The organism is Novosphingobium endophyticum (genome assembly GCF_014640675.1).
GTDB lineage: Bacteria > Pseudomonadota > Alphaproteobacteria > Sphingomonadales > Sphingomonadaceae > Novosphingobium > Novosphingobium endophyticum.
Window position 1 is genome coordinate 1 of the sequence record NZ_BMHK01000034.1, and the last position, 11,712, is coordinate 11,712.

Annotated in this window: 10 protein-coding genes, 1 tRNA gene and 1 pseudogene; 6 read left to right on the plus strand and 6 right to left on the minus strand. The window is 56.4% G+C overall.

Features of this window, described 5'->3' with window-relative positions; translation table 11 throughout:
• Positions 1-293 precede the first annotated feature (293 nt).
• A tRNA-Met gene (locus IEX32_RS17190) sits at positions 294-370 on the plus strand.
• Positions 371-578: 208 nt separating this feature from the next.
• Complete coding sequence (locus IEX32_RS20740; RefSeq protein WP_229736453.1) at positions 579-785, plus strand: hypothetical protein; 207 nt, start codon at positions 579-581, stop codon at positions 783-785.
• A gap of 108 nt (positions 786-893) precedes the next feature.
• Here IEX32_RS20740 and IEX32_RS20745 read toward each other — a convergent pair.
• Positions 894-1,952 (minus strand): annotated as a pseudogene (locus IEX32_RS20745) (recombinase family protein); the annotation flags it as partial.
• Positions 1,953-2,335: 383 nt separating this feature from the next.
• On the opposite strand from IEX32_RS20745, the gene IEX32_RS17200 reads away from it, so the two are divergent.
• From IEX32_RS17200 to IEX32_RS17215, 4 genes are all read left to right on the plus strand, one after another.
• The gene (locus IEX32_RS17200; protein WP_188772779.1) at positions 2,336-2,614 is read left to right on the plus strand and encodes a hypothetical protein; all 279 of its coding nucleotides are present in this window, start codon (positions 2,336-2,338) and stop codon (positions 2,612-2,614) included.
• 7 nt (positions 2,615-2,621) lie between these two features.
• A complete protein-coding gene (locus tag IEX32_RS17205) occupies positions 2,622-2,873 on the plus strand; it encodes a hypothetical protein (RefSeq protein WP_229736454.1) in 252 nt (83 codons plus the stop codon).
• A 151-nt stretch (positions 2,874-3,024) separates the two neighbouring features.
• Complete coding sequence (locus IEX32_RS17210) at positions 3,025-4,125, plus strand: tyrosine-type recombinase/integrase (protein WP_188772780.1); 1,101 nt, start codon at positions 3,025-3,027, stop codon at positions 4,123-4,125.
• 180 nt (positions 4,126-4,305) lie between these two features.
• Positions 4,306-4,773 carry a very short patch repair endonuclease gene (locus tag IEX32_RS17215; RefSeq protein WP_229736455.1) on the plus strand — a complete coding sequence of 156 codons (468 nt, stop codon included), beginning with the start codon at positions 4,306-4,308 and terminating at the stop codon, positions 4,771-4,773.
• Between the two features lie 31 nt (positions 4,774-4,804).
• Here IEX32_RS17215 and IEX32_RS17220 read toward each other — a convergent pair whose 3' ends face one another.
• From IEX32_RS17220 to IEX32_RS17240, 5 genes are read right to left on the minus strand one after another with little or no spacing between them, the layout of a single operon-like run.
• Entirely contained in the window at positions 4,805-5,494 is a 690-nt protein-coding gene (locus IEX32_RS17220) for a restriction endonuclease (protein WP_188772781.1), read from the minus strand.
• Positions 5,495-5,536: 42 nt separating this feature from the next.
• Positions 5,537-6,490, minus strand: coding sequence for a PD-(D/E)XK motif protein (locus tag IEX32_RS17225; RefSeq protein WP_188772782.1), 954 nt, complete (start codon positions 6,488-6,490; stop codon positions 5,537-5,539).
• Between the two features lie 6 nt (positions 6,491-6,496).
• Complete coding sequence (locus IEX32_RS17230; protein WP_188772783.1) at positions 6,497-8,686, minus strand: Z1 domain-containing protein; 2,190 nt, start codon at positions 8,684-8,686, stop codon at positions 6,497-6,499.
• On the minus strand, positions 8,679-10,241 hold the full coding sequence (locus tag IEX32_RS17235) for an ATP-binding protein (RefSeq protein WP_188772784.1): 1,563 nt from the start codon (positions 10,239-10,241) through the stop codon (positions 8,679-8,681). The genes IEX32_RS17230 and IEX32_RS17235 overlap by 8 nt, the downstream gene beginning before the upstream one ends.
• A complete protein-coding gene (locus IEX32_RS17240; RefSeq protein ID WP_188772785.1) occupies positions 10,241-11,545 on the minus strand; it encodes a DNA cytosine methyltransferase in 1,305 nt (434 codons plus the stop codon). The genes IEX32_RS17235 and IEX32_RS17240 overlap by 1 nt, the downstream gene beginning before the upstream one ends.
• Between the last annotated feature and the right edge of the window lie 167 nt (positions 11,546-11,712).

The window sequence follows — 11,712 nt, forward strand, 5'->3', positions numbered from 1 at the left end:
TCGAACTCGGCCGTGAAACCTGACAGCGCCAATGGTACTTACGCTCAAGCGTCGGAAGAGTAGGACGTCGCCAGGCATTGAAGCCGGCGCGCTTCGCTGAAAAAAAACCCATCACAATGACAAGGGCAAACGCCCTCAAGAGGGCCCCGGCAAAGGGCCCTCTTCGCGTTCCAGGCGAACGAGGCGACACATATCACGCGGGGCGGAGCAGCCCGCCGTTCAGGCCGACAACGTCGGAATGAACCACAAACAATCTGCTGCCGGGCTGAACACAGACAGCCCGAACATGGTGACGCGGGGTGGAGCAGCCCGGTAGCTCGTCAGGCTCATAACCTGAAGGTCGTAGGTTCAAATCCTACCCCCGCAACCATCTTAACCTGCTGAAGATCGGGGCCTTGATCGGCTCCCTTCTTCGCGGTCGCCAGGCTCAGGATTCCCGCCAAATCTCCGTGCAGGTCGATGTCCAGGCCGCCATCAGTGCTGGGCGATAGGACGATCGATTCGATCAGCGAGCGCAGGAGATCGGCAGCCTCACCGCGAAACTCCTCCGATGTCAGGGCTTCGGCCAGCGCCGCGACTTGCTCGCGGTAAAACCCGGCCATATTCGGATGGAGAAGGACCGGCTCTTCGTCAGCCTGATCAAGCATACGCTGCAATTCGTCACGGCGGGCTGCAACGCGGGCAAGGTCTTCTTTGACCTCCGAGGCCGGAATGCCATTCTTGATGGCTTCAATGATATTCTCCCGCGCCTTGGCGACCTTGATCAGCTCAGCTTTGGCGGCTGAGATATGGGCATTCTTCTCATTGCGCAGCTGATTGAGGTGGCGCGTATATTCGTCGCAGAATTCCTTGCAGAGCTCCGGCTCCATCAGCTGACTCTGCAGCGCCCCGAGAATACGCCCTTCCAGTTCTTCCTGCTTGATTGCCGACCGGTTGGTGCAAGTCCCCTTGTTTCGGGCGGTCGAGCAGCCGTAGTGAGTCTGCGAAATTTTGCTGAACCCGCCGCCGCAACTGCCACATTTGAGAAGGTATGAAAGAAGCATGCGCGGCCGCTGCTTTTGATGGAAGGCTGGAAGTTTGCGCAGGCCATGCTGCCGCGCCTTCACTTCGTCCCACAGTTCCTGATCTATGATCCGCAATTCCGGCACATCAATCGCGACCCAGGCCGATTCCAAATTGAGACGTGACACGCGCTTTCCGGTATCAGGGTTCTTCATGTAGGTGAGGCGGTTCCAGACCAGCCGGCCGATATAAAGCTCATTGTTGAGAATACCGGTGCCGCGCCGCCAGTTGCCGTTGATGGTCGAAGGCCCCCAGCCTTTCCCGGAAGGGCCGGACTCGCCGCGCTTGTTGAGATCAAGCGCGATAGCTTTGGGAGATTTGCCGGCGGCATAGGCATTGAAAATTTCGCGCACGATCGCCGCTTGTTGCTCATTGATCGTCCGTTCGCCTCGGTCGGCTTCGCCGGAGGCGCTTACATTCACGACCACGTCATAGCCATAGCTATTGCCGCCGCCGGATCTCCCAGCCTCGACGCGGCCGCGCAATCCGCGCCGTGTCTTGTCGGCAAGGTCTCTCAGGAAGAGGGCGCCCATCGTCCCCTTGAGACCAATGTGAAGTTCGCCGATCTCACCTTCCGAGAGTGTGACCATCGGGATGCCGGCGAAGCGCAGGCGCTTGTAGAGTCCGGCGATATCCTCCTGATCGCGCGAAACGCGGTCGAGCGCCTCGGAGAGCACGAGATTGAAAATGCCGCTTTGCGCATCGCGCATCAGCGCCTGAATGCCGGGACGTAACAGGCTTGCTCCAGAAATGCCGTGATCGGTATATCGCTGCACGACCTGCCAGCCCTCGCGCTTCGCGCGTTCGTCGCAGAGCCTTATCTGGTCTTCAATCGAAGCATCGCTCTGCTTGTCGGAGCTGTAGCGAGCGTAAATGGCTACCCTGGTCATCGCGTCTCCCCGGACTGCGGTCCTCTTGAAGCGCTTGGCAGTCTACGCCCCTGCGACTCTCTTTCAAAGTCCCGGCTGGCGGCAGCACGGGCAAGGAGCCGGGCGAGGGCAGCAAGCCGCGGATCAGCGCCAGTTGGCGCTGCTGGCTTTGGTCGTGAAGTGGTGCTGCCTCGCATGATGGAGCCAAGTGTGGCCTGCGGCGGACTATCCGTCCTGGCCACGGATTGGACACCTTCAACTCAAGAGTGAAGAGACCGAACAAGGCAGTCGCTGCAACTGGCTCTACGTCAGCGTTTCCTAATATAGGTTAAAAGGTTATTAAGAAACAAATATGTAAAATACAATTATGGGATTAGCCGTGAAACGTTTGTGGGTATTACGCGATGGCGATAAAAGGGGACTATAACAATTCAAAGGGCCTGACGATCAGTTATCGGCAGCTTGGGACAATTAGCGTTGATGAACTCTTGCAGGCATTGATCCAGGACGTGCACGCCCTTCGCGATATCTACAATGTTCAGTACGTCAAATCTCCCCGACTGCGCTTGTTTGCAACCAACGAGTACGGCGATGAGGTGATGGTGCGCCGTCCCACCGGCGGGCCTGTGAATTATCTCGATACGCACCACTACCGCCCGGCCTGCAAGGATTACGACCTGTGAGGTGACCATGAGCGGAACGCGTCTGCCCCAGCCCTGCTATCTCGATCTGACCCAGGCACGTGAAGTTCTGGCGGAGATGGGCGTCGAGCTTAACGAGCGGCAGATGAAGCGGGCTGCTGACAAGGACGCTCACGGCCGACGCAAGCTGCCATTCTTCGTCGATCCCATTGAAGGGCGCTTGAAGATAGAGAAGGGAACGCTGGTCAAGATTTATCGCGAGCTCCAAATAGAAGCTGAGAATAAGTATAGAAGAAATTGAACGTATGGCTTGAATTTACAGAGTCCATGCGACAAAATGGCTGGAAATGTCAGATATAAGAAAAAGAACAGGTCGAAAAGGCACGACCTATCAGGTGCGTTACCCTAGCAAAGCTACAAAGTCTGGCTATGCTTATGCCTCTTTCGAAACTATGAAAGAAGCCCGCGCCTTCAGGGAAGACGCTGCAGCGAAGAAGAGGGCTGCAGCTAGGCATGCCGAGTTTCAGACCGTTGAAGATGGCATTCAGAAGTGGCTGGACATCTGCGAGTTCGAAGGGCGCGACGGCAAAGACCCGGTCTCCCCGGCAACCATCGAAGGTTACAAAGCCCGCGCATCCATCATGCGTGCCTACGAATGGGAGAAGCCCCTGCACGAGCTTGAGGCCCCGGACATGGTCGCATTTCGGTCGTGGCTTCTAAAAAACTACAGCCGCGACCAGGCCAAGAAAGTGCTTTCGTCCTTCCATTCGGTACTGTTGGAGATGGTCACGCAGGGCGTTCTCACACACGATCCGGCCGCCAAGATCACGATCCAGCATTCCCGCTACAAAGAGCCTGTGCGCATTCCCTCCATAGAGGAGGTGCAGCTTATCCTCGACGCTGCGGACGCGCTGGCCGTGCATAGGAATGGCTCGATCGCGAAAGCCTGGAAGCGTTATCAGGCTATGATCTACCTTGCGCTCGACACCGGGATGCGGCCGCAGGAATATCTGGCGCTCCCGACCCAGGATTTACTCGAGAAGGGCGTGCGCGTCACCCAGGCCCTAGACCGCAGCAACAAAATCGGCCCGCCAAAATCACGCGCCGGGCGACGGTATATTCCGGTTGGCGAAGGCACTCTCAAACTCGTGCGAGCCTATCGGGATTCTACCAAGATTGGCGATACGAGCTGTTTCGTTTTTCCCGGCAGGTACGCAGAGCATCAGCCTTACAACAAATTTCTGCGCCGTGGCTGGCACAAGCTCATGAAAGCGGCCGGCCTGATGGAAAAGCGAATGGTTGACGGCAGAGAGACGCTCGCGCCGATCTACACGCCTTACTCGCTCCGCCACTTCTACGCCTCAATGCTGATCTCTCAGAACAAGGATCTGAAGACCATCCAGGAGCGGATGGGACATGAGGACGCAGCCATGACGCTCAATGTCTACGGTCACCTGATCCGCCAAAAGCACGCGGAGGAGATCGACGATCCCGGCATTATCTCCGATATTCGCAGCGCCGCCGCATGTGGCAAATCTGTGGCGAAAGTCTGATAACCCTTTGATTCTGAGGCTTATCGAGCAGCTTCCCAAGCTGAGGGCCGTGGGTTCGATCCCCATCACCCGCTCCATAACAAAATCAATATCTTGGGCACAAAAATCGAGCGAAAATCGGCACCGAACGGCAAATTTGCCACAAACTCGCCGCCCTCGTAAACCCGCAGGAATCCGCCATTGTCCGTTCAGAACTTTTTCGGCTTGTGGCAAGTTTGTGGCAAGGTTTCTGGAATGTCTGACCGCCTAACCCCCGAAGCGCGCAGCGCCCATATGCGGCTAATCCGTAAGGTCAACACCAAGCCGGAGTTGGTCGTGCGACGCGTGGCACACCGCCTTGGCTATAGGTTTCGGTTGCACCGCCGGGACCTGCCGGGAACGCCGGACCTCGTTTTCCCAAGGCTGCGCAAGACCATTCTTGTCCACGGGTGCTTCTGGCACCAGCATCCGGGATGCCGCCTAGCCCGTCTGCCTAAATCCCGGCCGGAATATTGGTTGCCTAAGCTGCGCCGGAACAAGGAGCGCGACGCGGCGGCGCTGGAAGCACTTGAAAATCTCGGCTGGCAAGTTCTTGTTCTTTGGGAGTGTGACGTTGCGAGCGAGGACGCTGTCGCGGACGTTGTGCAGTCGTTTTTGCGAGAAGCCTGATCTCTCCGACTTGGCTGCCAGTTCGCTGGAGCTATTGGAGAGGCCGCCTGTCCAAGGGAATTTCCCCATTTGCCATCCGCACGATGAATAGGGCCTCATCCGCATTCATCTCCACGAACCAGGTACTCTCGCAGCCGCAAACGTGTGTTTCGGTGTCCGGGACGACAACCTTTTCCCCGCAGTCCCAGCACCAAAATGCGAAGCTGCGACAAACATCGCACTTGCCTGTGAATATGATGACCCAGCCGCCCATCTGAAGAGGGAATTGACCGTCCCAGAATATCACTCCCGGCGTCATTTCAGACCGGAGTTCGCAGTTAGGGCAGGGGTCAACGGCGGCATGATCGAGTTCCTCTGCTTCTTCGACGCTCAGCAGCCGAATCTCGATTTTCTCTTCCGCCCGTGCCTGCGCCGCTTTGGTCCAGCCGCTTGCGCAGACGAGAACGCCGCGAGATGCTCTTACATCCCGCATCAACCCTTCAAACGCTTCAATGTCCTGCACGGTGACTTTGCGCTTGCGACGCTTGGCGTCATAGATAATCCGGCGCTCGATCCCTTCTTCCCAGCGTGCATCTACCAGAACGTCGATCTGACGCTTCACGCCGCTGATCGAACCGAGAAGTCTGGCATTGGGGGTGACAGATACATCCATGCCTATGGCATCGATTTCAAAGCAGACAGCTACCCGTTCGTAGATGCGCCAGTCAGGAACGTCAGCCACGAATGCCCCCTGTTCGCGACCCTGCGTGCCGTGAAAACATGGCTAGGCCGGAAACGAAAGGATGAAACCTCGCGCTTCGCTGCCGAGAGGCTGCACGGCTGACAGGTCAAGATCAAAGCGAACATTGGCGATTGGATCAGAGGCTCCGACCTCCGGCGCCGGCAACTCGCGAGCGTCAAAAAACATCAGCGAGGACTCGTCCGGGAAGGGGCGCAGTCGCAGGGAACTCCGGTAGATATCCGGCCCTCCCTTCGAGAGGCACAGGCTGAAAAAAGCGTTCCGAAGTTCTGCGTCTGCAAGTTCGCCATAAATTTCCTCGACCAGTTCCGCGACAGTCCGTCCGGCCTGGGTTTCAGTGAGCTGCAACGAAGCGAGATAGACCTTCATATCCAGACCGGGCCTCAACTGGTCGATGGAAAAGCGATGCTGGCGGCTAGGTTTGAGCGTCGTCTTGGTCTCCAGCGCGAATTGGTCCGTGACGAAGTCGTACTTGGCGCTCTTGTGCGAACTCCAGCATCGCACCGCGTTTGTGACGCTGGGCGCAAGTGAGATCAGGTAGAGTTCACCCCAGAGTCCGACGATATCGCCACCGCCATCGATCCTACTAAAGAGTTCTGCAATCTCCAGTATGCGGTCGCCGATTTCCCGGTTGCTCACCGGCAGTTGGCGCTCGCAGAACGATTCCTCGAGCAGCCTGAGAAAGACCCTTACGATCTCTGGATCGCTTTCATTCAGGCGGACGATCGTGAAGGTGCCCAATACCGGAATCGACGCCTCGACTGCGATTTCGCAGTCGCGCGAAAATTCAACATCGATAGCTCGGAGCCTTATGTCACCTCGTTCGTCCGAAGGTGTCCCAGCGAAGAGCAATGCAGGATATAACTGCCCGTCCGTTGCTAGCCAAAGATTGCCGCTCGGGTGTATGGCTTCGCCGTACAAATGGTCGCAGCCATCGGGAAACGCCTGAACCAGCTTGCTGTAGGCTTCGAAGAGCATCGACAATTATCGCTCGACCCAAACTCGTTCAATGAGTGGGTTCGGGATGTGGACGGCCAGCACAGGGACATCCTTTAATGTCCGCTTCTTGTCTGCGGTTTGCACATCATACCTGTGAAGCTGGATGGTGACAGTCTCTTGGGAGATCAGCGCCCTTGCGCCGGGATAGTTCGTTCGGGCGTTTGAACCCTGAAACAGGTTTTTGATCTTGGCCGGTTGATCATCGTTCAGAGTACGCAGCGCGGGCACGCCTGACCAAGGACCGGAAAATGCGTAAAAGCTGCACGTTGCCGCCGGATCTTCGGCCAATCTTCCGAGCATGAGCATCAGGGACGAATGCTGGAGATTGTCGTCCGGCCATTTATACCGAATTCTCCCGATGTAGGGCAGGAGCTCAGCAAGAGGGACTGCATCATTGAATGCGGGCACGACCTGTTTGTCGTTCCAGCCTGCCTCGGCGTAGGTCGAGAAGCTGAAGTCGTTGAGGATGGCATCGACGACATCCCGGTTTTCACCGAGCATCTCGCTGTCGTCATGCGGGTGGTCAGGAGCGATCCAGCCGCCACGTCCCCTGGATTGGTACATTTCGAGAAGCACCACGGAAGACCGCGTGGGCTTCAATGTCTGATCCAAAAAGTACGTTCGTCTCCAGTCCTTGAGAGTTTTACCAGCGTCGAGATGGTGCCGGATCGACGACCGGATGGAATCTTCGTGGCTGACGTAATCCGTGAAGGCATCGACGTTTTCGGTCGTCAGGTATATCCGGCACAGTCCGAGATAACCTCGCTTGTAGCCGAAGAACCGGGCGCGCTGCTGGATGTTGTCGGCATTTCCGACCCCCGTCGAACGCGGCATGTAGCTTACGGTCAGCCCTTCAACGGTGAAGCCGCGATCAAGCCCGATGCCGCCGACAAGGATCCAGCTATACTCGCCTTTCCAATCGACGCTTGGAATTCGGGACTTCTCTCGGGTATTGAGTTCCACGATTGCCGTGGTTTCGATGGCCTCAAGTAGTAGAGGGGCAATCTCAGCAAAGGAGTGGGCGGTGGTATAGGTCTGCAATAGTCCCTTGGTGGATTCCTCAAAGGCAGCCAAAAGCGCATCGCGATCCGGATGATCTTCATCCTCCAGAACTACGCACCACTGCTCTTTCATCTGCTTGACCCAGCGTGCATACATTAGATGCTCGTCTTTGGGCACAGCCGGATGGATCATCATGGACCTGTTCCGGCCTTTTTGATCCTCCCCCTCCAGCAGGCCTATCGCCACCCCTACGAAAAAGTCCCTAAGCGCCGATAGCAGGCTCTTTGGCGGCTCGCTCGGCGGATTCAACCGATCCGGGACCTCTGATGCAAGGATCGTTTCGACATAAGTGCTGCCGCCGGCGCCGAAAAAGTCCTGCCCGCCGACATACTGCTCTCCGGGCGTGAGAACCTTGCCAAAGTCAGGCGAAAGCGTGTCGATCCGGCTGATGAGAAGCGGCGCCTGCGGCGTCGCGGTATAAAGAACGTAGCTGTGATGCGGGAAAAGGTTCCGTAGGGCCAGAATTCGGGCGTAAGTCGTGCTTTCTTCTCCCTTCTTCGCCTTCGTGTTGATGCCCGCCTGGTCACCTTCGTCATCAACAATCAGCGTAGGGCAATCGGTCAGATCAACATGCGAAAGCAGCCTTGCCAGGTTGTCGAGGTGCTGGTGCTGCTTCATCGCGATAATCAGGATCGTTCGCGCGCGCGGATTGCCACGCCGCCACTTCAGCAGTTCCAGGTTCACGCGGTCCAGTTCGCCACTCTGGAATCCCTTCTGCTGCGTGGAGAACAGCTTCCATTCACGGTTTCCATCTATGTCGAGGTCCTTCCTAATGCGGTCGAAGGATTGCTCGACAAGGTTATTCGTCGTGCCGGCGAGCAAAATGACAAGCTGATACTTGTTGTCCCGCGCAAGAGCCGTCAGGCCGGTAAACGACAAGGTTTTTCCGCTCTGCACGTACCCAATAACGAGGCCGGTGTTGCATGAATCCTGACCGGACGGCTCGACACAGTCGCCGAGGATCGCGGTCGTCTCGATGACCAACTGATCCTTTTCGTCGGGCGAAAGCGCATCGTTGGTGTTTAGCAGCCTTGTGAATGCTTCTCCCTGGACAGGGCGCCAGCCGTTGGCAGCGCTTGGCGCTGCAACCTTGATGATGCTGCTTTTATTCATCGATGACTCGCTTGGACATGTGGGTTTTTAGGATTTCATTCGTGAACCGGCGGATTGCGTAAGGATTGCGATCCGCGAGCTCAGTAGCCGCGACCTCAGCTAGCGCCATAGCAGCCGCAAGTTTCAGCACAGCCGAGAAGCCTTCGGAATCCAACGTCGGGAACTGCGACATGAAGGGATGAAGCATCGCTATCCTGATTACGATTTCGCGCGGCTCGGGGTCTGTAATTGACGGGCGATCTCGAATGGCTAGCCATTCGGCGCTGTCATCCGCATAGGACAGCTCAATCCTGACAATCCACGGCTCGCTCCGAAATTGTAGCCGAAGTTCCGCTTCTTCGAGGTCCTCAGCCCGGATGTCATTAAGCTCTTCGCTATCAGCATGGGGTTCCGAGAGTTCTGTAACGCCGGGCTCGCCTCTGTCGTTAGCGGCGATCGTCTTCTTGTTTAGGCTATCGGCCGTAGTCCGCAGCGCGTCTACCGCATCCTTGCGCGTCGCCTTTGCCCCCGATTTGGTGCGATGTTCTCGCGCCTGCTGAATCAGCGGCAACTCTTCCAAAGACAATTCTTTGCGCAATTTTCGCAGGAACTCATCTTCACTCTCTTCCCATTTCACCCCGTCCTTTGTGTGACTCACGAAGAAGCCCTTGAGGTGGATTTCGCCAAACAGCCGCTGATACGGATAGGTATTGGACCTTCCAAAGATATCTTCGGGCCGATAGGCTTCATCAGCGCTGCCCAGTATGAGCCGCTTTCTCCGAAACAGCGCTAACCCGGCAAGCTTTGTGCTAGCCGTCTCACGTATTGCCACAAATCCGTGCGCAGACTTGCCATCGCCGAGGTCGAACTTGATATCTTTCTTCCATTCAATCGCTGGCCCATCAGGGTCACGAAAGCTTGGTGCGGTCAGAATCGTCGGCTCTTCATACACAAGCTTTTCGCCATCGACGGAGAGTTCCAGAAGACCTTCTCGAAGGTAGACCCTGTAAATGCTGGCAAGGTGCTCCTTGATCTTTGATATCGTCTTTCCTCGGGGAAACCGCCTGATCCGTTCCAGCCTGATCTCAGTATAGTGTTTCCCCTCCGCCACTTCGGTCGAAATGACATTGAGCTCTTCGATGCTGTCGGTCACGATCTGGTCGATATCGAAAAACACGGTTCGCTCGACGCGCTCTCCAAGTGCGCTCGACCGGACGCTCCAGTTCGGCGCGAACCAGCAGGCCGCACTCTTCATACCCATGCCAAATTCTGACAGCCCCGATGCATCGGGCGGTATCTCAGCAGGCCTGAAAGCGCGCTGGTAATCTGATGTTGCGATACCGGCGGCGTTGTCGGTGATCGTGATCGTAGCTTCAGCCGGGTTGAAATCGATATCGACCCGCAGCCGATATCCCGCGCCGTCAGTGTCTCTCAGCTTCTTCTTGTTGTCGATGCTGCTCTGGATGGCGTTGTCGACGAATTCGGCCAGGGCGAACCATGCCTTATAATTCAGGTGCGGCAGAACCGAGAGGACATTGACGCCCGGCCGAATATTTACGGAGCTTACCTTGGCCATTATTCCGCTGCCACGGCCAACTCAGAAGCCAAAGCTTCCTCCGACCTGTCTATCAGCGCGTCAAAGATATGGCCGACGACTTCGACATTCACGGCATTGCCGAAGGCCTTGTATGCGCCTCCCTTGGTTTCAGGAAGGTGGGCAAGATTCCCCATGCTTTGGAGTCTGCTGCACTCCCTCGGCGTCATGAAACGCTTCTCCCACGCTATGATCGGAACCTGGCTCGTCGTCATGGCGATCAGCGAGGGGGCGGCATCCGGCTTTTTCACCCGAATTCCGCTGGCACGAAACTGGATCACGTGCTTCCAGATGTCTCGCTTGCCTCCCTTGCAATTCCACTCAAGCTTTTGAAAGCTAGGAGGAAAATCCCTGATTTTCGGCAGCCAAGGATCGATAATGTCACGGTGAGCATCATAGAACTCGCGATTCTTCCGGATGAAGTCGATCTTCCACTCCGGAAATTCCTTTAGTTTGGTACGCGCATAACCGGGCAGCGCCGCCTCGACTCCGGGAGGTGAAAGGCCCTTCAGTTCCTGCCCGAATGCCCCTTTATAGCGGCCGAGTCCGCGATAGCCTCTTTCGTTCGGCGTTGCGCCAAACAGCGGGTACGTCGCGCCGAATTCCATAGCCCAAATGGGAAAGGAAGGCAGGTCCTGATCTTTCGGGAATGCCTTGATGAACTCCTGCCAGGTCTTGAGTTGTTTGATGTGGCTTGCACTCAGGCGAAGCGCATCCTCAGGCTTATCGTCCAGCACGCTGTCTATCGTGACTTCCGGCAGTGCGTCAGGGATTGGCCATTCGAAATCGCCGAGCCCCTCCAGGTCACCCACGATGAAGGCGCGTTCGCGCCTTTGCGGGACGCCAAACATGTGAGGCGAGAGTTTAGCATAAGAGATGTCATAGCCGAGCTTCGTAAGCCGGGAGCAAATGACATCCCACGTGCGCCCCTTGTCATGGCGAATTAGGTTAGGCACGTTTTCGATGATAAAGTATCGTGGCTTCTTCAGTGCCAGAATTTCTTCAACATAGTCGAAGAGGTTGCCCCATTGCGGACACTCCAAGCCCTTCTGGTCGCCCGCTTTTGAAAATGGCTGGCAAGGGAAGCCGGCGCATAGGATGTCATGATCAGGAATTGTATTCAGATCGACTTCCCGGATATCGCCAGCAGGCAAAATCTTGAAGTTCTTTTCGTAAAGATTGGCAAGGTCTGAATTAATTTCAGAAGCGAAGACGCATTCCGCTGACCTGGCGTTTAACGCCTGGTGAAATCCGCCTAGACCCGCAAATAAATCTATGAACTTCATTTGCCCCTTCCCTGAGCATGCTTTTTTATACTGCATCTCTTGGTTGCGCAACATAAACCTTTGACTTTTCCGCCGAAATCTGTGGCCGCGTTAGCCTGTATGGTGAGGGTTGGGCGCATCGCCGACACCGGCAAGGGTATCGCCATAGTCGGCTTCGGCAGCGGGGG

Coding starts and splice junctions, on each gene's coding strand:
- IEX32_RS17200 (WP_188772779.1), top strand. CDS start 2,336: ATGGCGATAAAAGGGGACTATAACAATTCAAAGGGCCTGACGATCAGT.
- IEX32_RS17205 (WP_229736454.1), top strand. CDS start 2,622: ATGAGCGGAACGCGTCTGCCCCAGCCCTGCTATCTCGATCTGACCCAG.
- IEX32_RS17210 (WP_188772780.1), top strand. CDS start 3,025: ATGAAAGAAGCCCGCGCCTTCAGGGAAGACGCTGCAGCGAAGAAGAGG.
- IEX32_RS17225 (WP_188772782.1), bottom strand. CDS start 6,490: ATGCTCTTCGAAGCCTACAGCAAGCTGGTTCAGGCGTTTCCCGATGGC.
- IEX32_RS17230 (WP_188772783.1), bottom strand. CDS start 8,686: ATGAATAAAAGCAGCATCATCAAGGTTGCAGCGCCAAGCGCTGCCAAC.
- IEX32_RS17235 (WP_188772784.1), bottom strand. CDS start 10,241: ATGGCCAAGGTAAGCTCCGTAAATATTCGGCCGGGCGTCAATGTCCTC.
- IEX32_RS17240 (WP_188772785.1), bottom strand. CDS start 11,545: ATGAAGTTCATAGATTTATTTGCGGGTCTAGGCGGATTTCACCAGGCG.